We start from the raw sequence: 22,356 nt of genomic DNA, 5'->3' as shown, positions 1-22,356 counted from the left end.
CGCTACGGGGCGTCGGCCTGGCTGGCATCGTGCACCGGGCCGAGTTCGTGCAGGACGGCCGTGGCATAGCAGCCCGGCGGCAGGGCAAAGCTCAGCTCCAGTACGTCCGGCTGCAGCCAGCGATGCTGCAGCATGGCCGGGCGCAGGCGCAGCGCGCGACGCTCCTGCTTGAGGCGCGCGCCTTCCAGGCCGGCACGCAGGGCAAGGGACTGTTCGTCGGCGACCGCGGCCAGCTCCAGCGTGGCCGCGGCGCCGCTGCTGCGCAGTTCGCCTTCGCCCCACAAGGGGCCGCTGGGATGGATGTCGAAACGGGCCAGACGATCAGCCAGCAGGTCGGTGAACGGTTCGGGTCCGAATACGCTGCGACTGCCGTCCAGCATCCACACCTCGCCATCCAGCGGCGCATCCCAGTTGCCCTGTGCGACGCGCTCGGCCAGTACCTGGTTGAACAGGGCCGAGCGCGCGGCGGACAGCAGCAGTGAGCGCTGGTCCGGACGCATGCGACGCCCACCGAACATCGCCAGTGCCGCCGGCACGTTGCCACCGTCACGACCGAAACGCTGTTCACCGAACCAGTTCGGCAGCCCGCGCGCGGCGATCAGCGACAGCCGCTCGTCGATGGCCGCCGCATCGCCCTGCACCTCACGCAGCACCAGCCTGAAGCGGTTGCCGGCGAGCGCGCCGCGCTGCAGTTTGCGGTTGTGCCAGGTCGCGTCGACGACCTCGATCTCATCGGAAGCCAGCAGCGCCGGATCCGGCGCGACGCGCTTGGGCAGGTGCACGCTGAAGCGCTGGGTGGTGACCGCATGGCGATCCTTCATGCCGGCGTAGCTGACCGCCATGTCCGGCAGCCCGGCCCAACGGGCCAGCACCTTGGCCACGTGCACGGTATTGGCACCGCGCTTGCGCAGGGTGAGCAGCAGGTGCTCGCCCTCCCCGCTGGGCTCGAACGCCGGCAGCTCGTCGACCTGGAAGTCTTCGGGCGTGGTCCGGATGTTCGCGGTCAACAAGGGCGCGCCGAACGCCAACGGCAACGGAATCACAGCGCCACCAGCAGCACGGCAGCCTGGGCGGCGATGCCTTCACCGCGCCCGGTGAAGCCGAGCTGCTCGGAGGTGGTGGCCTTGACGCTGACCGCATCCAGCGCGATCCCGAGCAGGCCGGCGATGCGTTCACGCATGGCCAGCGCATGCGGGCCGACCTTGGGCCGTTCGCAGATCACGGTGATGTCGGTGTTGCCAACCTGCCAGCCGCGCTCGCGCAGCAGGCTGTTGCAGTGCTCCAGGAAGCGGCTGCTGTCGGCATCCTTCCAGCGCATGTCCGACGGCGGGAAGTGCTGGCCGATATCGCCCAATGCCAGCGCGCCCAGCATGGCGTCGCACAGCGCATGCAGGATCACATCGCCGTCGCTGTGCGCGAGCACGCCGCTGGTGTGCGGCACGCGGACGCCGCCAAGCATGATGTGGTCGCCCGCGCCGAAGGCGTGGACGTCATAGCCCTGTCCGATGCGGACGGGAGGAAACGGGGTGTTCATGGCGTGAACCTGACAGTAGCGCCGGGCTATGCCCGGCTTGGCAAGATGAAAGCTGCGTGCGGAATCAGATTCCGCGACGCGACAACACGAATTCGAAACGGGACAGATCCGACGGGGTGGTGACCTTGAAGTTGTCTTCGTTGCCTTCCACCAGCAACGGACGCAGGCCCTGCCGCTCCATCGCCATCGCCTCGTCGGTGACCTCGATGCCGGCGTCGGCGGCCTCCTGCAGCGCGCGCGCCAACTGATGGCGGCGGAACAGCTGCGGGGTCAGGGCGCGCCACAGGCGCGCCCGCGGCTCGGTGGCATCGATGCCACCGTCATCGCCGGCCCGTTTGAGGGTGTCGCGTACCGGTGCGGCCAGGATCGCACCGACCGGATCGTTGCGGCCTACTTCCAGCAGCCGGCCCAGATCGGCCGCGGCCAGGTTGGGACGCGCGGCGTCATGGACCAGCACGAAATCGTCGGCGCGCACGCTGTCGGGCAGCGCCTGCAGGCCGGCCAGCACCGAGCCGGCACGGGTGGCGCCGCCCACGCAGGTCAGGATCGGTTTGTCGGCAAGCGAGGTCCAACCGGGCCAGTCCTGGTCCCGGTCGGCGATCACCACCATCACCCCGGCGACCACCGGATGCGACAACAGCGCCTCCAGGGTATGCGCCAGCAGGACGCGATCACCCGCCAGCAGATACTGCTTGGGGGTGGCGCCGCCGAAGCGCGTGCCGCGCCCGGCGGCGGGAACCACTGCCCATACGGTGCCCATCAGGGTATTTCCTGATGCGGGGCGTCCGGGTCGGCCACCACCGTGGGTGCGCGCGGCGGCGCAACCGGGGCGTCTTCGACCACACGGTAGAACTTTTCACCAGGCTTGATCATGCCCAGTTCGCTGCGCGCACGCTCTTCGATGGCCGCCTCGCCTTCCTTGAGGTCCTTGACCTCGGCAGCCAGCGCGTCGTTGCGCTGCTGCAGGCCGGCATTGTCGCGCCTCTGGGATTCGACCTGGGCTTCGAGCGTCATCACTTCCCCCGAATTGCCCGGGCCGAACCAGAAGCGGTACTGCAGCCATGCCAGCAGTACCGCGAGCACCAGCAGGAGCCAGCGCCAGTCGCGCATGGGATCAGCGCTTCAGCGACACGAACGCGTCGCGACCGGCGTAACGCGCGCCGGCACCAAGAGCTTCCTCGATGCGCAGCAGCTGGTTGTACTTGGCCACGCGATCGCTGCGGCACAGCGAGCCCGTCTTGATCTGGGTGGCGGTGGTGGCCACGGCGATGTCGGCGATGGTGGTGTCTTCGGTTTCGCCCGAACGGTGCGACACAACCGCCGCGTAGTTGGCGCTGTGCGCCATTGCGATGGCTTCCAGGGTTTCGGTCAGGGTGCCGATCTGGTTGACCTTGATCAGGATCGCGTTGGCCGTGCCGGATTCGATGCCTTCCTTGAAGATCTTCGGGTTGGTCACGAACAGATCGTCGCCCACCAGCTGCACCTTGCTGCCGATGCGGTCGGTCAGCAGCTTCCAGCCCGCCCAGTCGTTCTCGGCCAGGCCGTCTTCGATGGTGATGATCGGGTACTGCGCGGCCCAGTCGGCCAGGAAGTCGACGAACTGATCGGAGGTCAGGCGCTTGTTCTCGCCGACCAGGTTGTACTTGCCGTTCTCGTAGAACTCGCTGGAGGCCACGTCCAGGCCCAGCAGCACATCTTCACCGGCGGTATAGCCGGCCTTGCCGATCGCTTCGAGGATGGTGTCCAGCGCTTCGACGTTGCTGCGGAAGTCCGGGGCGAAACCGCCTTCGTCGCCGACCGCCGTGCTCAGGCCGTGGCCCTTGAGCACCGACTTGAGCGAATGGAAGATTTCCGTGCCGGCGCGCAGCGCTTCGGAGAACGAGGGGAAACCGACCGGCAGCACCATGAACTCCTGGAAGTCCACGTTGTTGTCCGCATGCGCGCCGCCGTTGATGATGTTCATCATCGGCACCGGCAGGGTCACGTCACGGCCCTGCGCCAGGTACTGCCACAGCGCCTGCTTCCTGGACGCCGCAGCGGCGTGGGCATTGGCCATCGACACGGCGAGCAGCGCATTGGCACCGAGACGCCCCTTGTTTTCGGTGCCGTCCAGGTCGATCAGGCGACGGTCCAGGGCTTCCTGGTCGGCGGCATCGAAGCCCTTCAGCGCGGTGGCGATGGTGGTGTTGACGTTGGACACGGCGTTGCGCACGCCCTTGCCCAGGTAACGGGTCTTGTCGCCGTCACGCAGTTCCACCGCCTCCTTGGTGCCGGTCGAGGCGCCCGACGGAACCGCGGCGCGGCCGAACGAACCGTCCTCCAGGACAACGTCGGCTTCCAGCGTGGGATTGCCACGGCTGTCGAGGATTTCACGGGCGTGGATGCTGCGGATCGTGGTCATAGCGGGCCGGTTACCAGTCAGAAAGGGGAAACGCCAAAGGACAGCGCCGAAAACGTGCCGCGTGATTATCCCTGCCCGCCCCCCGCTTGCCAAATCGGCGTGCTGTCACCGATCAGCACCTGCGTGGACGCGGTGCGCGCCAGCAGCGCGGGCAGCAGCAGAACCGCCGCCAGCAGCGCGAGCAACGCCAACCCCACCGCGCCACCGGCCCGCTGGCGGCGTAGCCGGAACGACAGCACGATGGAGACCAGCGCGGCCAGCACCACCGCCGCCGACAGCGCCAGGGTGAACAGCAGGTACGGCTGCGTGGCCTGCATGGCGTGGCTGCCGTCGCCGGGCATGCCCACGCTGGCCATCACCAGGATGGTCAGCATGAAGGCGCAGCCCCACGCACCGACGCCCAGCACGAGCGCCGCCCAGCCCCACGGCCAGGCATGCCAGTGCCGCCGCTGGCGGCGCGCTTCCAGCGCCGCCCACGGGTCCATCGTCATGCCTGCAGCGGGGCGCCGCCGGCCTTGCGCTCACGCGCGGCGCGGATGAAGCCGATGAACAGCGGGTGGCCATCGCGCGGGGTGGACAGGAATTCCGGATGCGCCTGGCAGGCCAGGAACCACGGATGCTGGTCGCGCGGCAGTTCGATCACTTCAACCAGGGTGTCGTCCATCGACTTGCCGGCGATCACCAGGCCGGCGTCCTCCAGCTGGGTCCGGTAGCGGTTGTTGAACTCGTAACGGTGGCGATGACGCTCGGACACCACGTCCCTGCCATACAGCTCGCGGGCCAGCGTGCCCGGCTTCAGGCGCTGCTCCTGCAGGCCCAGGCGCATGGTGCCGCCGAGGTCGGAGCGCTCGTCGCGCTTCTCGACATCGCCGGTGGCGGTACGCCATTCAGTGATCAGGCCGATCACCGGGTTCGGCGACTGGCGGTCGTTCTCGGTGCTGTTGGCGCCCTCCAGCCCGGCCACGTGACGGGCGAAATCGACCACGGCGGCCTGCATGCCGTAGCAGATGCCGAAGTACGGAACGTTCTGCTCGCGGGCGAACTGCGAGGTGAGCACCTTGCCTTCAAAGCCACGGTCACCGAAACCGCCCGGGACCAGGATGCCGTCGACGTCCTTCAGGGCACCCATGTCGGTGCCTTCCAGGTCCTGCGCTTCCAGCCACTTCAGGTTGACCTTGGTGCGCTGGCGCAGGCCGCCGTGCTTGAGCGCCTCGCCCACGGACTTGTAGGCGTCCTGGTGGTCCACGTACTTGCCGACCACGGCGATGGTGACTTCATCGAGCGGATGCAGCGTGGCATCCACGGCGGCCTCCCACTCGGAGAGGTCGGCCCGACCGGCCTTGTCACCGAGCTTGAACTGGTTGATGACGATCTCGTCCAGCCCCTGCTCGTGCAGGCCCATCGGGATGCGGTACAGCACATCCACGTCCGGCACGCTGATCACCGCCCGTTCGGAGACGTTGGTGAACTGGGCGATCTTGCGGCGCTCGGACTCCGGCACCACCTGCTCGGAGCGGCACAGCAGCACGTCCGGCTGGATGCCGATCGAACGCAGTTCCTTCACCGAATGCTGGGTGGGCTTGGTCTTCAGCTCGCCGGCGGCGGCGATGTACGGCACCAGGGTGAGGTGCATGAAGAGCGCCTTTTCCGGGCCACGCTCGGTACGCACCTGGCGGATCGCCTCGAGGAACGGCAGCGATTCGATGTCGCCGACGGTGCCGCCGATCTCGACCAGGGCCACGTCGAAGCCTTCGGTGGCTTCATCCATGCAACGGCGGATCTCATCGGTGATGTGCGGGATGACCTGGACGGTGGCGCCCAGGTAATCGCCACGGCGCTCCTTGCGGATCACGTTCTCGTAGATGCGGCCGGTGGTGACCGAATTCTTGCGGCTCAGGCGGGTGCGGACGAAGCGCTCGTAATGGCCCAGGTCCAGATCGGTCTCGGCACCGTCGTCGGTGACATACACCTCACCGTGCTGGAACGGGCTCATCGTGCCCGGATCGACGTTGATGTACGGATCGAGCTTCATCATGGTGACCCGCAGGCCACGGGCTTCAAGGATGGAGGCGAGCGACGCGGCGGCAATGCCTTTGCCGAGCGAGGACACTACGCCGCCGGTTACGAAGATCAAGGGAGTCATGGCTGGGGGTGTCCTGTCAGGAAGGGGGAAACGACGCCGGCGCGCAGGGCGACGGACGACGCAAAGGGGAAAGACGGAGAGATCCAGCCGCAGGCTGCGGAAACGACACGCGCCGGGGGCAGGATCGGGGGAACGGTTCGGGGTCCGGTCGGCGAGGTCGGGAGGGCCGTGCCGGTCGCCGTGCGGACCGTCACCTCCTGCCTACCCTGCTGGCGATCGCGCACGATCAGGCCAGTCCATTCGCTGATGGATGACACGCACTGCTCCCGGAAAGCCATAGTTTACAGATTGGAGGCCCCAAGCCCAAGGCCCGGGTGGCCGCCTTCACAAAAAAAAGACGCCCCGGCAATGCCGGGGCGCCTGTGTCGGCCCGGAATGGGTCAGCGCTTCTTTCTCGCTTCCTCTTCCTCTTCCTTCTGCGGGGCCTGTTCGCCCCTGGCCTTCATCTCGGCGGTGGCAGCGGCCCGGCGCTTGGCCTTGGCCTCGGCCTCGGCCTGCGCCTTGTCGGCCTGTTCGCCCTGCTGCGGCGCGGGCTGGCCCTGTCCGGCGTTCTGGGCCAGCGCCAGCGGCACGGCCACGACGGCGGCGGCAATGGCAACGATGGTCAGCAACTTCTTCATGGGTGCTCCTCGCGGTATCGGCTTGGGTGCGGGCGCCGGGGGTCCGGTTCCAGCCTGCACAGTCTATCGCGCCCCGGTCGGCCGCCCCCTGAACGTGCGGCGTGCAAAAAAGCCGTCCAGACCGCAAACTTCGCCGTCGCTTTGCGCTTTATGAAGACAGATGAACGCCCGCTATAACGCCGCCGATATTGAAGTCCTGTCCGGCCTGGACCCGGTCAAGCGCCGCCCAGGCATGTATACCGACACCGCGCGCCCGAACCACCTGGCGCAGGAAGTCATCGACAATGCCGTTGACGAGGCGCTGGCTGGCCATGCCCGCACGGTCGAGGTCACCCTGTTCAAGGACGGCAGCTGCGAGGTCAGCGATGACGGCCGCGGCATGCCCGTGGACATCCATCCGGAGGAGAAGATCCCCGGCGTCGAACTGATCCTGACCCGGCTGCATGCCGGCGGCAAGTTCAACAACAAGAACTACACCTTCTCCGGCGGCCTGCACGGCGTTGGCGTCAGCGTGGTCAACGCGCTGTCCACCCTGGTGGAAGTGCACATCAAGCGCGATGGCAGCGAACACCGCATCACGTTCCGCAACGGCGACCGCGCCACCCCGCTGGAAGTGGTCGGCAGCGTCGGCCGGAAGAACACCGGTACGCGGGTGCGCTTCTGGGCCGACCCGAAGTACTTCGATACGCCCAAGTACAACCTGCGTGCCCTGCGCCACCTGCTGCGCGCCAAGGCGGTGCTGTGCCCCGGCCTGACCGTCAAACTGCGCGACGAGGCCACCGACGAGCAGGACACCTGGTATTACGAGGATGGCCTGAGCGACTACCTGAAGGCCGAGCTGGGCGAGCGCGAGATGCTGCCGGCCGACCTGTTCGTGGGCCAGTTGAAGAAGGACACCGAGGTGGTGGACTGGGCCGTGGCCTGGCTGCCGGAAGGCGAGCTGGTGCAGGAGAGCTACGTCAACCTGATCCCGACGGCCCAGCACGGCACCCACGCCAATGGCCTGCGCACCGGCCTGACCGAGGCGCTGCGCGAGTTCTGCGACTTCCGCAACCTGCTGCCGCGTGGCGTCAAGCTGGCCCCGGAAGACGTCTGGGACCGCGTGTCGTTCGTGCTCTCGCTGAAGATGACCGATCCGCAGTTCAGCGGCCAGACCAAGGAACGCCTGTCCTCGCGCCAGGCCGCCGGCTTCGTCGAAGGTGCCGCGCATGACGCTTTCAGCCTGCTGCTCAACCAGAACGTGGACATCGGCGAGAAGATCGCCCAACTGGCCATCGAGCGCGCCAGCGCGCGCCTGAAGACCGAGAAGCTGGTCACCCGCAAGAAGGTCACCCAGGGCCCCGCCCTGCCCGGCAAGCTGGCCGACTGCATCAGCCAGGACCTGTCGCGCACCGAACTGTTCCTGGTCGAAGGCGACTCGGCAGGCGGCAGCGCCAAGCAGGCGCGCGACAAGGACTTCCAGGCGATCATGCCGCTGCGCGGCAAGATCCTGAACACCTGGGAAGTCTCCTCCGGCAGCGTGCTGGCCTCCGAGGAAGTGCACAACCTGGCCATCGCGATCGGCTGCGACCCGGGCAAGGACGACATCAGCGGCCTGCGCTACGGCAAGGTGGTGGTGCTGGCCGATGCCGACTCCGACGGCCTGCATATCGCCACCCTGCTGACCGCGCTGTTCCTCAAGCATTTCCCGGCTCTGGTCGATGCCGGCCATGTATTCGTGGCGATGCCGCCGCTGTTCCGCGTGGACGTGGGCAAGCAGGTGTTCTACGCGCTGGATGAGGAAGAAAAGCGCACCCTGCTGGACAAGATCGAACGCGAGAAGATCAAGGGCCAGGTCAGCGTGACCCGCTTCAAGGGCCTGGGCGAAATGAACCCGCAGCAGCTGCGCGAGTCCACCATCCACCCCGATACGCGCCGCCTGGTGCAGCTGACCATCGACGATGGCGAGCAGACCCACTCGCTGATGGACATGCTGCTGGCCAAGAAGCGCGCCGGCGACCGCAAGCAGTGGCTGGAGAACAAGGGCGACCTGGCTTCGCTGGACGCCTGATCCGACAGCACGCCCCCTGGAACAGCCCGCCGTCCGGCGGGCTGTTTCGTTGTGGGACGGGCCCGGACATCGCCCCTTCATCCTGCGCGCCGGGCGATCGGGTAGCGTGGCGGTCCCTCGTCTGGTGGAGCCCACATGCATTTCGATTCGACCTTGCGCCTGGACAGCGCCCGCCTGGTATTGAGCCCGATCCGCGCGGACGACGCCCCTGCCCTGTTCGCGATCCAGTCCGATCCCGACGTGATGCGCTACTGGAACCACGCGCCGTGGACGGACCTCGCCCAGGCGCAGGCGCAGATTGCCGACGACCTCGCCGCGATGTCGGTCGGCACGCAGCTCAAATTGGCCATCCGCGACAGCGCGCACGGGCCGCTGCTGGGCATCTGTGTGGTATTCGCGATCGACGCCGCATCCGGCCGCGCCGAGATCGGCTACAACCTGGCCCCGCAGGTCCAGGGCAAGGGGTACATGCGCGAGGCGCTGACGCGGCTGGCGACTTACCTGTTCGACGAACGCGGCCTGCGCCGGCTCGAAGCGGAGATCGATCCGCGCAATGCCGCATCGGCGACGGTGCTGGAGCGGATCGGGTTCCAACGCGAAGGCCTGCTGCGCGAACGCTGGTGCATCGCAGGCGAGCTGTCCGATTCGGCGCTGTACGGCCTGCTGGCACGCGACCGCGCAGCCTGACGCGCACGAAAAAGCCCGCCGGTCGGCGGGCTTTCCCTTCCAGCCAGGCAGGGCCCGGCGCTTACGCCCAGCCGACCAGCTCGAACAGTTTCAGGATCAGGTAGGCACAGCCGCCTGCCGCCGGAATGGTCAGGATCCAGGCCCACACGATGCGCTCGATCACACCGAAACGCAGCGAACGCGGGTTCTTGGCGTAGCCCACGCCCATGATCGCGGTGGAAATGCTGTGCGTGGTCGACACCGGCATGCCGAAATGCGCGGCCAGGGTCAGAATGGTGGCCGAGCTGGTTTCCGCGGCGAAACCGTGGATCGGATGCAGCTTGACCATCTTGTGCCCCAGGGTCTTGATGATCTTCCAGCCGCCCGAGGCGGTACCGGCGGCCATCACCACCGCACAGGTCAGCACGATCCACATCGCGATGCCGTCACCGGCGTGCGCGTCCGGGTGCATGAAGGCCAGCCAGGACGGCAGGTCGTTCAGCGCACCGGTCGCCTCGGCGCCGATCAGGGTCATGGCGATGATACCCATCGTCTTCTGCGCGTCGTTGTGGCCGTGGGCGAAGCCCATGTAGGCAGCCGACACGATCTGCGCCTTGCCGAAGAAGGCATTGACGATGCGCGGACGGGCCATGCGCCCGAGCCAGCCGCCGACCTTGGCCATGCCCGCGATGATCGCCCACAGCAGCAGCATCACCACGATGCCGAGCAGGAAGCCAGCGATCGGCGAGGTGATCATCGGCAGGAACACCTTCCACAGCAGGCCCTTGTTCTGGGCCCAGGTGCCGATCCGCTCGGACCAGATCAGGGCGTCCCAGTTGTTGTGGGCCGCGGCCAGGCCGGCACCGCACAGGCCGCCGATCAGCGCGTGCGAGGACGACGACGGCAGGCCTTTCCACCAGGTGATCAGGTTCCAGATGATGCCACCCAGCAGGGCGCACAGGATCACCTGCGGGGTCACCTCCACCACGTTGGTGTTGAGCAGGCCCGAGGCGATGGTCAGCGCCACGGCGGTGCCGGTCAGGGCGCCGATGAGGTTCATGAACGCCGCGAGCATCACCGCCCAGCCGGGCGAGAGCACTTTGGTCGCCACTACGGTGGCGATGGAGTTGGCGGTGTCGTGGAAGCCGTTGATGAACTCGAAGACGAGCGCGGCCAGGATCACCACCAGGACAAGGGTCAGCATGCTGTGGCGTCCGTCAGCTGTTCTTCAGCACGATCTGGTACGCCACCACACCGGCCTCGCGGCAACGGTCGATGGCTTTTTCCAGGATCTCGAAGAACTCCTTGAGCAGGAACATCTGCAGGTTGTCCAGACGGCCGGAATAGATGTCGCGGTACAGCTCGAGCATCAGGCGGTCGGCCTCGTTCTCCAGCGATCGCAGCTTCTCGTTGAGCGCGGTCATCCGGTCCAGATTCATGTGGCGCAGGTCATTGACCATCTCCACGACCACGCTGGCGGCCTGCTCAAGCATCGCCGCGCGCGGCGCGAAGTCGATGTGCTCCAGGTGGGTGGTGGCCAGCGAGTAGCGATCGGCAAACTTCTCGATCTGCTTGGGAATCTTGTACAGCGCCGAGCCCAGCGCTTCGATGTCCTCGCGCTCGATCGGGGTCATGAAGCTGTCCACCAGCGCCTGGCTGATCTTGTCCGACGCGGCGCGTTCGCGCAGGCGGGCCAGCTTGAAGGCGTCCAGCGCGGGCTGGCGGTCGGCCGCGCGCAGCATCGCGTGCAGCGCCTTGGCGCTGTCCTGGGCGGCCTGCGCAGCCTCGTCCAGCAGGGTGTAGAACTGTTTGCCGGAGCCGAAAATGGTCTGCAGAGAGAACATTGAGAAACCTATTCGCCGTCGAGGAAGGACGGCACCGGGCGGAATTATGACGGTTTGATGTCCATTGCGGGTACTCCCCCCGATCTTCACGCCAGGGTGGCCCCGCCTGAACGACTCTGTTTGCGTCACTGCCCCGGCCTTTTGTTAAGATGCACGGGCACCTTCGGGTGCACTCTATGGACGACGACCCTTACCCCCCTCCGCACCGCCGCGCCTTCCCGCGCCCCGGTAGCCGACATCGCTTGAACACGCCTTCCCTGCCACCAACCGGGGACGACGCCCGTGTTTGAACTGATTATTGTCCTGGCCCTGATCCTGCTCAACGGCTTCTTCGCCATGTCCGAAATGTCGGTCATGACCTCGCGCAAGAGCCGGCTCAAGCAGATGGCCGCCAGCAGCAAGCGCGCCGCACGGGCGCTGGAGCTGTCTGAAAAGCCCGAGAGCTTCCTGTCCACGGTCCAGATCGGCATCACGCTGATCGGCATCCTGACCGGTGTCTTCGGTGGCGAGGCGATCGGCCTGGCCATCGCCCAATGGCTGCACGGCCTGTTCCCGGGGTTTGTCTATGCCAGCGAAGTGGGCAAGGCGCTGGCAGTGGCCCTGATCACCTTCCTGACGCTCATCTTCGGTGAACTGGTGCCCAAGCGGCTCGCGATCACCCGCTCGGAAGATATCGCCGGCCTGGTCGCCTGGCCGATGGGCTGGCTGTCGCGCATCGCCTTCCCGGCGGTGTGGCTGCTCTCGCACAGCACCCGGCTGGTGCTGCGGGTGCTTGGTCTGGGCAAAGACGAAGCGGCCTCCGTGACCGAAGAAGAAATCCGCATGCTGGTGGCCGAGAGCCACGAGGCCGGCGTGATCGATGCGCACGAGCGCGACATGATGAACCGGGTGATGCGCCTGGGCGACCGCACGGCCGACAGCCTGATGACGCCGCGCAACCGGATCGCCTGGCTGGACACCGTGGCGGCCCCGGAGAAGAACATTGCGACCATGCGCGAGAACGAGTTCTCGCGTTACCCGGTGTACCGCGACAACGACCAGGACATCGTCGGCGTGCTCGAGGTGAAAAGCCTGGTGACGCGCCTGGTGCGCGACGACCACTCGCTGTTCCAGCACCTTCGCGAGCCGCTGTACGTCTCCGAATCCACCCACGCGATGAAGCTGCTGGAGATCTTCCGCGAGGAACAGCAGTCGATGGCGCTGGTGGTGGACGAGTACGGCGAGATCCAGGGCCTGGTGACCATCAGCGACCTGATGGGTGCGGTGGTCGGCCGGCTGCAGTCGGTGGAGAACGTGGACGAAGACGCCCTGGTGGTGACCCGCGAGGACGGCTCGTACCTGGTGGACGGGTCGCTGTCGATCGAGGACCTGCGCGAACTGATGGGCAATGCCGAACTGCCCGATGCCGAAGACGGCGATTACTACACGCTGGCCGGCATGTGCATCCATTTCTTCGGGCGCATCCCGCACGCGGGCGAGTATTTCGACTGGGCCGGCTGGCGCATCGAGATCGTCGACCTCGATGGCGCACGCGTGGACAAACTGCTGCTGCGCACGCTGTCCGAAGAAGAGACCGATGAACTCACCGGCTGATCCCACTCCGCCGGACCAGGACCGGCCCGACTATCGCAACGAGGGCATCCGCACCCTGCTGGCGATGTTCGACCACGGCGACCCGGAAGAGCGCCTGCGGCTGGGCCAGATCCTGCAGAACCTGCAGCAGAGCGCGTTCGGCGTGTTCCTGTTCGTGGCGATCCTGCCGGCCTTCATCCCGATCCCGGGCATTGGCGGGGCGGTCAGCGGCCCGCTGATCCTGCTGATCGGGGTCCAGATGCTGTGCGGGCTGCGGCGGCCCTGGCTGCCGGGCTTCATCGCCAACCGCGGCCCCAAGCGCGGCACCATGCACCGCTTCCTGGCCCGCATCGACGGCGCGCTGCGCCGCCTGGACCGGCTGCTCAAACCGCGCCTGCCGGGCCTGCTGTCGCCGCTGCCGGCCCATGCCTTCACCGGCCTGCTGCTGATCCTGGTGGGGGTGATGCTGTCGCTGCCGATCCCCTTCACCAACTACCTGTTCGGCTTCCAGCTGCTGCTGTTCGCCCTGGCCCTGCTCGAGCGCGACGGCGCGCTGATGCTGGCCAACTGGATCGGCGCGGTGGCCGCTGTGCTGTTCTTTGGCTTCAGCTCGGGGCACCTGGTGAGCTACACGGTGGAGCTGTTCAACAAGTGGTTCTGAGGTGTCCCGACCCGCGGTCGGGACCCACCTCGTCAGCCCTGGCTCAGCGCAGATCGACCACGCCGTTGTCGGACAACGCGCCCGGCTCGTCGTTCATCGCCGACAACACGAAACTCAGGGCGCTGCCCAGCAGGCCGCCCGGGCCATCCCAGTACTCGGCCGATTCGGCGCTGACGTGGATCAGGCGCAGGTTCGGGTCGTCCGGACCGCCGGGGAAGAACAGCTTCATCGCCGGCGACCACAGTTCCTCGGCCTTGGCGCGGTCATCGATCACCCGCGCGGTGCCGGCCACCGACACATAGGTGTTGCCCGAGGTGGAGGCGTAGGCCACGTTGACCCGCGGATTCAGTGCGATCTCGGCCACCTTCGGGCTGTCGGCCGCGGTCGCGAACCACAGGTCGCCATCGAACTCGACCTCCTGGGTACCCAGCGGACGGCTGTACAGGCGGCCGTCGACACCGACGGTGGTGAACATCGCGATGTCGATGCCGCGGATCATCTCGGCCAGTTGCCGGATGTGCTGTTGGCGGTCGTGTTCTGGCATGGGAGGACTCCTGCAAAAAGGAGCTCCATCACACCGGATTGCCGGCTACGACGGCGTGAACCGGCCGGTCACGCCGCCTTCGCGGGGGCACGCCCTACGGCGTGGCACTCCCGTCGCGGTGCGCCTGCATCGCCAACCCGAACGAACGCCTGCGCGCGGCATGGTCGTAGATGTTGGCGGTGAGCAGCAGTTCGTCCGGCCTGTGCCGCGCGACGAAGGCCGCCATGCCCTCGCGCACCTGGTCCAGGTCGCCCACCACCGCGCAGGCCAGCGCGTTCTCCACGCCGAGCTTTTCGTGCGGCTGCCAGAAGTCCTCGATGTCGTCGATCGGCGGCGGGATCAGGCCCGGCCTGCCGCGACGCAGGTTGACGAAGCTCTGCTGCTGGGTGGTGAACAGACGCTTCGCTTCGGCCTCCGAATCGGCAGCCACTACGTTCAGGCCCAGCACGGCGTAAGGGGCATCGAGGTGCTCGGAACGGCGGAATTCGCGGCGGTACACCGCCAGTGCCTCATCCATCGCATCCGGCGCGAAATGCGAGGCGAACGCAAACGGCAGCCCCATCGCCGCCGCCAGGCGCGCACTGAACAGGCTGGACCCGAGCAGCCAGACCGGCACCGGGATGCCTGCGCCGGGAACCGCGCGCACGGCCTGGCCGGGCTGGGCCGGCTGGAAGTAATGGAGCAGCTCGCGTACGTCCTGCGGGAACTGGTCGGCGCTGTCGAAGTAGCGGCGCAGTGCGCGGGCGGTCGGCTGGTCGGTCCCCGGGGCGCGGCCCAGGCCGAGATCGATGCGGTCCGGATACAGTGAGGCCAGCGTGCCGAACTGCTCGGCCACCTGCAGGGGCGAATGGTTGGGCAGCATGATGCCGCCGGCTCCCACGCGGATGCGCCGGGTACCGCCGGCGACATGGCCGATCAGCACAGCCGTGGCGGCGCTGGCGATGCCGGGCATGTTGTGGTGCTCGGCCAGCCAGTAGCGGTGGTAGCCCCAGCCCTCGGCGTGCTGGGCCAGGTCCAGCATGTTGGCGAAGGCCTGCGTGGTATCGCTGCCTTCGCAGACCGGGGCCAGATCAAGTATCGACAGGTGCATGGACGCGTTCCATCAAAGGGTATGCCCCTGAGATGGGGCCGATTCCCCCCGTCGCCATGCCCGGCAGCGGGACGCTGATTTTCGCGTTCAGCCGTCAACCGGCAGGCGCGTCCACCAGCGGCTTCAGGTCCGCATCCAGCGCCACCCGCTCATCGAACACGAAACAGCGGCCGTCGTAGCCCTCCCCGCCCACGGCCTCGAAGTACCCGAGAATGCCGCCGTCGAGCTGCAGCACGTTGTCCATGCCGTCGTTGCGCATCCACAGGGCCGCCTTCTCGCAGCGGATGCCGCCGGTGCAGAAGCTCACCACAGTGCTGTCACGCAGCGCCTCACGGTGCGGCGCCAACGCCTCCGGCAGATCGGTGAATTTGGTGATCGGCAGCACCAGCGCATCCTGGAAGGTGCCGTACGCGATCTCCTGGGTGTTGCGGGTGTCCAGCATCACCACGGGTTTGCCGGCGTCGTCGTGGCCCTGGCGCAGCCAGCGCTGCACCGTGGCCGGGTCCACCGACGGCGCCCGCGGATAGGCCAGCGGCTGGCCGTCGTCGATGCGGAAACTGATGATCTCCGGCTTGACCTTGGCCTTGAGCCGGGCGAACGGCTGCATCCGGCTGTAGCTGGTCTTCACGCGTAGATCGGCGAAACGCGGGTCCTCGCGCAGCGCGGCGTAGAACGCGTCGATGCCGGCTTCCGGGCCCGCCAGGAACAGGTTGATGCCCTCGCCCGCCACCAGCACGGTGCCGCGCAGGTCGGCGGTGGTGGCACGCGCCAGCAGGGTCGCACACAGCGCGTCCGGGTCGGCAATGGAAGTGAAGTGGTAGGCGGCGGTATTGGCGATCATGCCGCCATTTTACCGCCCCCTCCGCCCCTGTGGCGCCGCGCCGTGTTCAGCCGCGCAGCAGCATGAACGGCAGCAGCACCAGGGCCGCCGCCGCCACCATGCCCAGCAGCACCGCCACCACGAACAGCGGCCGACGACGGGCCAGCGTCGCGAAGGTCTCCGCGCTGCCGTCGCGCAGCGCCGCCTGGCGTTCGGCGCGCACCCGCTCGCCGCGCGCCTGCTGGTACCCGGCCATCAGGGCCTTGGCACGCGGATGGTCCTCGTTGTCGCGGATCCAGATGCCGCCCCATGAGATTCCCCACGGGCTGGGCTCGGTGCGGTAATGGGCGATGCCCGCCTGGTCCAGCAGGGCGGTCACGTCCTGGATTTCATCGTCCGCGACATGGCGCAGGTTGAGCAGCAGTTTCGACATGCCCCCATGATACCGCCCGGCGATGCGCTACCCTTGCGTCCCGTTTTCCTGACCTGGAGCTGCCATGCGCCGCCTGCTCATTCCATTGATGTTGTCGCTGCTGGCCGGCTGCACCCCGCCCGGCCCGCCGCCCGGTGGCAGCATCGCGCAGTTCCAGAAGATCGATACCCAGCCCGGGACCGGTGCCGAGGCCACGCCCGGCAGCCGCATCAGCGTGCACTACACCGGCTGGATCTACGACGAACGCACCGCCGACAAGCACGGCGAGAAGTTCGACAGCTCGGTCGATCGCGGCGAGCCCTTCAGCTTCACGCTCGGCAAGGGCGAGGTCATCAAGGGCTGGGACGAGGGCTTTGCCGGCATGAAGGTGGGCGGCAAGCGGACGCTGATGATTCCGGCCGAGTACGGCTACGGCGCCCGTCGCGCCGGGCCGATTGCCCCGGGCTCCTCGCTGGTGTTCGATGTCGAACTGCTCGACGTCACTCCGCGCTGACCGTTGCGCATGAGCATTGAACGCAGTGCCCCGCGACGGGTAGCCATCATCGGCGGCGGGCCGGCAGGCCTGATGGCCGCTGAAACCGTGCGCGCCGCGGGGCATCAGGTGGACGTGTACGAAGCCAAGGGCTCGCCGGGACGCAAGTTCCTGATCGCCGGCAAGGGCGGTTTGAACCTGACCCACTCCGATCCGCACGACCTGTTCGTATCACGCTACCGCGAGCGCGCGTCCGAAGTCGGCGACTGGCTCGCCGACTTCGATGCCGATGCGCTGCGCGCCTGGGCGCTGGGCTTCGGCGTGGAAACCTACGTGGGCAGCTCGGGCCGGGTCTTCCCGGTGGATCGCAAAGCCGCGCCGCTGCTGCGGGGTTGGGTGCGACGGCTCAAGGAACAGGGCGTGCGTCTGCATGTGCAGCACCGCTGGACCGGCTGGGATGCCAACGGTGACCTGTGTTTCGATACGGCGGACGGCACGCACACCGTGACGGCGGACGCCGTGGTGCTGGCGATGGGGGGCGGGAGCTGGCCCCAACTGGGTTCCGACGGCGCCTGGACGGCGCCGATGGCCGCGCGCGGCATCGACATCGTCCCCCTGAAACCGGCCAACTGCGGGTTCGACCTGGACTGGACCGCGTACTTCAGCGAACGCCAGGCCGGTGCCCCGTTGAAGCCGGTGGTGGCGCACTGGATTGACCTCCACGGTCAGCCGCGCTCCCTGCAGGGCGAGTGCGTGATCACCGCCAACGGCATCGAAGGCAGCCTGATCTATGCGCTGGCCGCCGACCTGCGCGATGCGCTGGCCCGCGATGGGAAGGTGCAGCTGCACCTGGACCTGCTGCCCGGGCAGACCGAGGGGCAGGTGCTGGAGAAGCTGCTGCGCCCACGTCAGGGCCGCAGCTTCGGCGAGTATCTGCGCCGCCAGTTGGGTCTTGGCGGGGTCAAATCGGCGCTGCTGTTCGAGGTGCTGGGCAAGGAGGCGGGACAGTTGCCGCCGGAGCGTATCGCGGCGGCGCTCAAGCGGCTGCCGTTGTCGCCCCTTCGCCCGCGGCCGCTTGCCGAGGTGATCAGCACCGCCGGTGGCGTCCGCCTGGAGGCGCTGGACGCGCAGTTGATGCTGCGCGATCTGCCCGGCACCTTCTGCGCCGGCGAAATGCTGGACTGGGAAGCCCCCACCGGCGGCTACCTGCTGACCGCCTGCTACGCCAGCGGGCTGCGCGCCGGCCGCGGCGTGATCGACTACCTGGGATAGCGCCGGCCGGCCCTACCCGCGCTGCATGCGCACCGAGGCGAGCGACACTCCGCTGGGGTGCGCGTAAGCCTCTTCGCGCAGCGGCTGGAAGCCCGCGCGCCGGTAGAACGGCACAGCGTTGAGCGAGGCTGACAACACCAGCGGGCGCGACGGATCGCCCAGCGCCACCATCGCGTCCATCAGTGCCCGGCCGATGCCCCGCCCCCCCTGGTCGGGATCGACGAACAACGCATCGATCTCATTGCCGGCCTGGTCGATCACCCCGTAGCCGAGCAGGTGGCCCTCCGCGTCCTCGGCGACGATGCAGCCGCCCTGCCCGATCAGTGCGCGGTAGTGCGCCGGCGGAGGCGAGGCCGCCCACGGCGCGATCACCTCGGGTGGATAGGCCGCACTGCAGATTTCGCGCACGCACCGCGTGCGCAGTGCCCACAGAATATCGGCTTCGTCCGCACGACCGCTGCGCAGTTGCATGGTCATCCCTCAGCGCGACTTGCTGGACCGCAGCGCCTGGATGCGCGCCGGCGGCTGGAAGGAATCGCTGCGTGCATCGGCCCAGTAGTCGTGGAAGACCGCGTGGTCCGGCACCCGGCGCAGCAGCTCGCCGGGCGACAGATAGCGATACAACGAGGCCAGCGAGCGGATCTCGACCGGCGATACCCGGCGCAGGATGTGTTCCGGCCCCAGCTCGGACGGATCGTTCAGGCCTGCCGCACACAACAGGTCGCGCAGCGCGCGCAGGGTGTTCTCGTGGTAGTTGTGCACCCGCGACGCCTTGTCGGTTGCGTCCAGGTGACGCCAGCGGTGCGGATTCTGCGTGGCGATCCCGGTGGGGCATTTGTCGCTGTGGCAGCTCAGCGACTGGATGCACCCCAGCGCGAACATGAAGCCGCGCCCGGCATTGCACCAGTCCGCGCCCAGCGCGATGGTGCGCGCGATCTCGAAGGCGCTGGTGACCTTGCCCGCCGCACCGATCCGGATGCGATCGCGCAGGTCCAGGCCGACCAGGGTGTTGTGCACGAGCAGCAGCGCTTCGTGCATCGGCACCCCGACATGGTCGATGAACTCGGCCGGCGCCGCGCCGGTGCCACCCTCGGCACCATCGACGACGATGAAGTCCGGCAGCAGGCCGGTCTCCTGCATGGCCTTGGCGATGCCGAACCATTCCCACGGATGGCCGATGGCCAGCTTGAACCCCACCGGCTTGCCGCCGGACAGCTCGCGCAGCCGTGCCACGAACTGCAGCAGCTCCACCGGCGTGTTGAAGGCCGAATGCCGGGACGGCGACACGCAGTCCACCCCCATCGGCACGCCACGGGTGATGGAGATCTCCTCGCTGACCTTCGCCGCCGGCAGCACGCCGCCGTGGCCGGGCTTGGCGCCCTGCGAGAGCTTGATCTCGATCATCCTGACCTGGTCGTGGTTGGCGTTGGCCACGAACTTCTCTTCGCTGAATCCACCGGCATCGTCGCGGCAACCGAAGTAGCCCGAGCCGATCTCCCAGACCAGATCGCCGCCCATTTCCCGGTGGTACGGCGAGATCGAGCCTTCGCCGGTGTCATGGTAGAAACTGCCGCGACGCGCACCTTCGTTGAGCGCGCGGATCGCATTGGCCGACAGCGAGCCGAAGCTCATCGCCGAGATGTTGAACACACTGGCCGAGTACGGCTTGGCACAGTTGGGCCCGATCAGGATGCGGAAGTCGTGGTGGCCGATGTCGGTGGGCGCGAGCGAATGGTTGATCCACTCGTAATCCACCGCATAGGTGCTGCGCAGCGTCCCGAAGGGCACCACGTCCATATCATTCTTGGACCGCTGGTAGATCAGCGCCCGCTGCTGCCGCGAGAACGGCACGTCCTCCAGGTCGCTCTGCACGAAGTACTGGCGAATCTCCGGGCCGATCGATTCCAGCCCATAGCGGAAGTGCGCCATCACCGGGTAGTTGCGTCGCAGCGTGCTGCGTTTCTGCAGGAGATCCCAGGTCCCCAGCCCCACCACGACGGCGCTGATGCCAACGCCCCAGTACCAGGCGGGCCAGATACCGGCCAGCCACAGGCAGACCGGGAACAGCAGGATGGCGAGCAGGTAGACAAGGTACCGATGCATGGCATTCCTCGAATCAAAGACGTCTTCGAGTCTACAGCCGGTCGTCCACCACGTCGCGCGGCCACACCGACTTCACGTCGTACACCACACCGCCGGGCGCCAGCAGCGCACGCACGTCCTCGGCGCTGAAGGCGCGGAAGCGCGCGTGCGCCACCGCCAGCACTACCGCGTCGTAGGCGTGCGGGGCCGGGGCATCGATCCAGTCGACACCGGCATCAGCCAACACGGCCGGACCCACCCACGGATCGTGCACCTCCACCCGCGCACCGCTGGCCTGCAGCGTCTGCGCCAGCTCCAGCGCACGGCTGTTGCGCAGGTCCGGGCAGTTTTCCTTGAACGTCACCCCCAGCACCAGCACGCGCGACCGGGCCGGGGCCCGGCCCCGCCCCGCCAGCAAGGCCAGCACCCGCTGCGCAACGTGTGCGCCGACGCGGTTGTTGACCTGGCGGGCGGTATGGATGAGATCGGGGTGGTAGCCCACGCTTTCGGACTTGTGCAGCAGGTAGTACGGGTCCACGCCGATGCAGTGGCCGCCGACCAGCCCGGGGCGGAACGGCAGGAAGTTCCATTTGCTGCCGGCCGCATCCAGCACGTCCTGCGTGTCGATATCGAGCCGGTCGAAGATCAGCGCCAGTTCGTTGACCAGCGCGATGTTGACGTCGCGCTGGATGTTCTCGATCACCTTGGCGGCTTCGGCCACGCGGATGGACGGCGCCGGCCAGGTGCCGGCGCGGATGATGCGCGCATACAGCGCGTCGACCACGGCCGCCACCGCGGGCGTCGACCCGGACGTGATCTTGCGGATGTCGGCCAGGCGCCGCTCGCGGTCGCCAGGATTGATCCGTTCGGGGCTGTACCCGCAGTGGAAGTCCTGGTTGAACACCAGCCCGGAGCCGGCCTCCAGCAGCGGGACGCAGACCTCCTCGGTCGTACCGGGGTAGACGGTGGATTCGTAGATGACCAGATCGCCACGCTTGAGCATGCCGGCAATCAGCATGCTGGCGCTGCGCAACGGCTCCAGATCCGGTTGTTCCATCGCATCGATGGGGGTCGGCACGGTGACGATGTACACGTTGCAGGCGGCCAGCGCGTCGGGGCGGTCGGTGTAGCGTGCGTGGACCGCCGAGGCCAGCTCGGCAGCCTCCATCTCCAGGGTGTGATCGTGTCCGCGTTGCAGCTCGGCCACCCGCACCGGGTCGATGTCGTATCCCAGGGTCGGCAGTTCGCGCCCGAAGGCCACCGTCAGCGGCAGCCCGACATATCCCAGGCCGATGATCGCAATATCGGGGCGCGTAGCGGCCGTGACCACCGCGCTCACGCCTTCCCTCCGGACGGGTGGAGGGTGGCAATGGGCTGGAACAGGGGAGAATCGACGAACTTCATGGGGTACGGCGCCCGGGGCTTTGCAATGCCGGCAAGACTAGCGCGTGCACCGGCCCGCCACAAAGATTCCCTCCCGCCCCAAAAACAATGGCCGCCGCCCGTGGAGAGTACGGACGACGGCCTGCAAAGTGGTCCAGCTGCGGTTACTACCCTTTCAGACAGCCCCAGGGTGGTACCCCGCATGACTGATCACAGCTGGTAGGCACAGCTTAGACGGGCAACCGTGATCATTGTGTTACGACCCCAACGTGAGCGCCGCAGGTTCCAGTTCGCCATGCACGCCTGTCCACAGTTCCAGCAGGCGGGTGAATCCGACAGTGCGGCCATCCGCTGCCGGCGGCTCGACCGCGAACCCGGCCCAGGCACCATCGGCGATGCTGGCCAGCACCTCGGGCTCGATCGCCGCCGACGCCATCGTCCAGCGCGGAAAGTTGCGGGCCGGAATCCGGGCGTGCAGCAGTTGTCGCAGATTGCGGTGGACGCGCGAATTGAGCACCCGGTGGTAAACCGAATTGACGCCGTCGTCCGGGCCTTCGAAATACTGGAGAAAATGGTGGCCGTCGAACATGAGCACGCCCGTCACCCCGGCAACCTTGTTGAAGCTGCCAGCCGCCGCCAGTATCTGATCTATATCGGAAGCTTGAATCCCATCGACAGCGTCACTTACGTACGCAATCGCACACAGCGGCATGAAAGAGTATCCAGAGGAGTTTTACTGACTATGCCATGAACGTTTATGCGTTGATAG

At 67.5% G+C, this 22,356-nt stretch carries 24 protein-coding genes; 6 read left to right on the top strand and 18 right to left on the bottom strand.

Features of this window, described 5'->3' with window-relative positions; genetic code table 11:
* Positions 1-2 precede the first annotated feature (2 nt).
* From truD to ACPEH8_RS01965, 8 genes are all read right to left on the bottom strand, one after another.
* Positions 3-1,043 carry a tRNA pseudouridine(13) synthase TruD gene (gene truD / locus ACPEH8_RS02000; protein ID WP_017355619.1) on the bottom strand — a complete coding sequence of 347 codons (1,041 nt, stop codon included), beginning with the start codon at positions 1,041-1,043 and terminating at the stop codon, positions 3-5.
* Positions 1,040-1,534, bottom strand: coding sequence for a 2-C-methyl-D-erythritol 2,4-cyclodiphosphate synthase (gene ispF / locus ACPEH8_RS01995; RefSeq protein WP_153164316.1), 495 nt, complete (start codon positions 1,532-1,534; stop codon positions 1,040-1,042). The genes truD and ispF overlap by 4 nt, the downstream gene beginning before the upstream one ends.
* A 64-nt stretch (positions 1,535-1,598) precedes the next feature.
* On the bottom strand, positions 1,599-2,294 hold the full coding sequence (ispD, locus tag ACPEH8_RS01990; protein ID WP_017355621.1) for a 2-C-methyl-D-erythritol 4-phosphate cytidylyltransferase: 696 nt from the start codon (positions 2,292-2,294) through the stop codon (positions 1,599-1,601).
* Positions 2,294-2,644, bottom strand: coding sequence for a cell division protein FtsB (ftsB, locus tag ACPEH8_RS01985; protein ID WP_017355622.1), 351 nt, complete (start codon positions 2,642-2,644; stop codon positions 2,294-2,296). Before ftsB ends, ispD begins: the two co-directional genes overlap by 1 nt.
* A gap of 4 nt (positions 2,645-2,648) precedes the next feature.
* Positions 2,649-3,935 (bottom strand): phosphopyruvate hydratase, encoded by a 1,287-nt coding sequence (gene eno, locus ACPEH8_RS01980; protein ID WP_017355623.1) that lies wholly within the window; start codon positions 3,933-3,935, stop codon positions 2,649-2,651.
* A 65-nt stretch (positions 3,936-4,000) separates the two neighbouring features.
* Positions 4,001-4,426 (bottom strand): hypothetical protein, encoded by a 426-nt coding sequence (locus tag ACPEH8_RS01975; protein ID WP_017355624.1) that lies wholly within the window; start codon positions 4,424-4,426, stop codon positions 4,001-4,003.
* Positions 4,423-6,078: a CTP synthase gene (locus ACPEH8_RS01970; protein WP_423665903.1), complete on the bottom strand. Its 1,656-nt coding sequence runs from the start codon at positions 6,076-6,078 to the stop codon at positions 4,423-4,425. Before ACPEH8_RS01970 ends, ACPEH8_RS01975 begins: the two co-directional genes overlap by 4 nt.
* A 380-nt stretch (positions 6,079-6,458) precedes the next feature.
* A complete protein-coding gene (locus ACPEH8_RS01965; RefSeq protein WP_017355626.1) occupies positions 6,459-6,698 on the bottom strand; it encodes a hypothetical protein in 240 nt (79 codons plus the stop codon).
* Between the two features lie 160 nt (positions 6,699-6,858).
* Between ACPEH8_RS01965 and parE the strand changes: the two genes are divergently transcribed.
* Together parE and ACPEH8_RS01955 are read left to right on the top strand one after the other, a co-directional pair.
* A complete protein-coding gene (parE, locus tag ACPEH8_RS01960) occupies positions 6,859-8,748 on the top strand; it encodes a DNA topoisomerase IV subunit B (RefSeq protein WP_136006368.1) in 1,890 nt (629 codons plus the stop codon).
* A gap of 135 nt (positions 8,749-8,883) precedes the next feature.
* On the top strand, positions 8,884-9,435 hold the full coding sequence (locus tag ACPEH8_RS01955; RefSeq protein ID WP_423665901.1) for a GNAT family N-acetyltransferase: 552 nt from the start codon (positions 8,884-8,886) through the stop codon (positions 9,433-9,435).
* A 61-nt stretch (positions 9,436-9,496) separates the two neighbouring features.
* Here the strand turns inward: ACPEH8_RS01955 and ACPEH8_RS01950 are convergent, their stop codons facing one another.
* Entirely contained in the window at positions 9,497-10,618 is a 1,122-nt protein-coding gene (locus ACPEH8_RS01950) for an inorganic phosphate transporter (protein WP_136006364.1), read from the bottom strand.
* 13 nt (positions 10,619-10,631) lie between these two features.
* Positions 10,632-11,258, bottom strand: a complete 627-nt coding sequence (locus tag ACPEH8_RS01945) for a DUF47 domain-containing protein (protein ID WP_136006363.1) — start codon at positions 11,256-11,258, stop codon at positions 10,632-10,634.
* 282 nt (positions 11,259-11,540) lie between these two features.
* On the opposite strand from ACPEH8_RS01945, the gene ACPEH8_RS01940 reads away from it, so the two are divergent.
* Together ACPEH8_RS01940 and ACPEH8_RS01935 are read left to right on the top strand one after the other, a co-directional pair.
* Positions 11,541-12,851, top strand: a complete 1,311-nt coding sequence (locus ACPEH8_RS01940; RefSeq protein ID WP_136006361.1) for a hemolysin family protein — start codon at positions 11,541-11,543, stop codon at positions 12,849-12,851.
* On the top strand, positions 12,835-13,491 hold the full coding sequence (locus ACPEH8_RS01935) for an exopolysaccharide biosynthesis protein (RefSeq protein WP_136006359.1): 657 nt from the start codon (positions 12,835-12,837) through the stop codon (positions 13,489-13,491). Before ACPEH8_RS01940 ends, ACPEH8_RS01935 begins: the two co-directional genes overlap by 17 nt.
* Positions 13,492-13,534: 43 nt before the next feature.
* Here the strand turns inward: ACPEH8_RS01935 and ACPEH8_RS01930 are convergent, their stop codons facing one another.
* The 4 genes from ACPEH8_RS01930 to ACPEH8_RS01915 form a co-directional block, all read right to left on the bottom strand.
* The gene (locus ACPEH8_RS01930) at positions 13,535-14,035 is read right to left on the bottom strand and encodes a pyridoxamine 5'-phosphate oxidase family protein (protein WP_136006357.1); all 501 of its coding nucleotides are present in this window, start codon (positions 14,033-14,035) and stop codon (positions 13,535-13,537) included.
* 94 nt (positions 14,036-14,129) lie between these two features.
* Positions 14,130-15,125, bottom strand: a complete 996-nt coding sequence (locus ACPEH8_RS01925; protein WP_136006355.1) for an LLM class flavin-dependent oxidoreductase — start codon at positions 15,123-15,125, stop codon at positions 14,130-14,132.
* A gap of 94 nt (positions 15,126-15,219) precedes the next feature.
* Positions 15,220-15,966 carry a sulfurtransferase gene (locus ACPEH8_RS01920; RefSeq protein ID WP_136006353.1) on the bottom strand — a complete coding sequence of 249 codons (747 nt, stop codon included), beginning with the start codon at positions 15,964-15,966 and terminating at the stop codon, positions 15,220-15,222.
* 46 nt (positions 15,967-16,012) lie between these two features.
* Positions 16,013-16,378 carry a DUF6164 family protein gene (locus ACPEH8_RS01915; RefSeq protein WP_136006351.1) on the bottom strand — a complete coding sequence of 122 codons (366 nt, stop codon included), beginning with the start codon at positions 16,376-16,378 and terminating at the stop codon, positions 16,013-16,015.
* A gap of 64 nt (positions 16,379-16,442) precedes the next feature.
* Here ACPEH8_RS01915 and ACPEH8_RS01910 point away from each other — a divergent pair, with 64 nt between their 5' ends.
* On the top strand, positions 16,443-16,871 hold the full coding sequence (locus tag ACPEH8_RS01910; RefSeq protein WP_136006349.1) for an FKBP-type peptidyl-prolyl cis-trans isomerase: 429 nt from the start codon (positions 16,443-16,445) through the stop codon (positions 16,869-16,871).
* A 9-nt stretch (positions 16,872-16,880) separates the two neighbouring features.
* Positions 16,881-18,122 (top strand): TIGR03862 family flavoprotein, encoded by a 1,242-nt coding sequence (locus ACPEH8_RS01905; RefSeq protein ID WP_423665899.1) that lies wholly within the window; start codon positions 16,881-16,883, stop codon positions 18,120-18,122.
* Between the two features lie 12 nt (positions 18,123-18,134).
* Here the strand turns inward: ACPEH8_RS01905 and ACPEH8_RS01900 are convergent, their stop codons facing one another.
* The 4 genes from ACPEH8_RS01900 to ACPEH8_RS01885 form a co-directional block, all read right to left on the bottom strand.
* A complete protein-coding gene (locus tag ACPEH8_RS01900) occupies positions 18,135-18,593 on the bottom strand; it encodes a GNAT family N-acetyltransferase (protein WP_136006344.1) in 459 nt (152 codons plus the stop codon).
* Between the two features lie 9 nt (positions 18,594-18,602).
* On the bottom strand, positions 18,603-20,225 hold the full coding sequence (locus tag ACPEH8_RS01895; RefSeq protein WP_423665897.1) for an FMN-binding glutamate synthase family protein: 1,623 nt from the start codon (positions 20,223-20,225) through the stop codon (positions 18,603-18,605).
* A gap of 31 nt (positions 20,226-20,256) precedes the next feature.
* Positions 20,257-21,543, bottom strand: coding sequence for a nucleotide sugar dehydrogenase (locus ACPEH8_RS01890; RefSeq protein ID WP_136006340.1), 1,287 nt, complete (start codon positions 21,541-21,543; stop codon positions 20,257-20,259).
* 300 nt (positions 21,544-21,843) lie between these two features.
* Entirely contained in the window at positions 21,844-22,299 is a 456-nt protein-coding gene (locus ACPEH8_RS01885) for a BLUF domain-containing protein (protein ID WP_166472854.1), read from the bottom strand.
* Positions 22,300-22,356 lie beyond the last annotated feature (57 nt).

The sequence above is a fragment of the Stenotrophomonas sp. NPDC077461 genome (assembly GCF_049545475.1).
Lineage (GTDB): Bacteria > Pseudomonadota > Gammaproteobacteria > Xanthomonadales > Xanthomonadaceae > Stenotrophomonas > Stenotrophomonas nematodicola.
The sequence above is the reverse complement of the archived record's forward strand: the minus strand, read 5'-3'. Positions and strand labels throughout refer to the sequence as shown.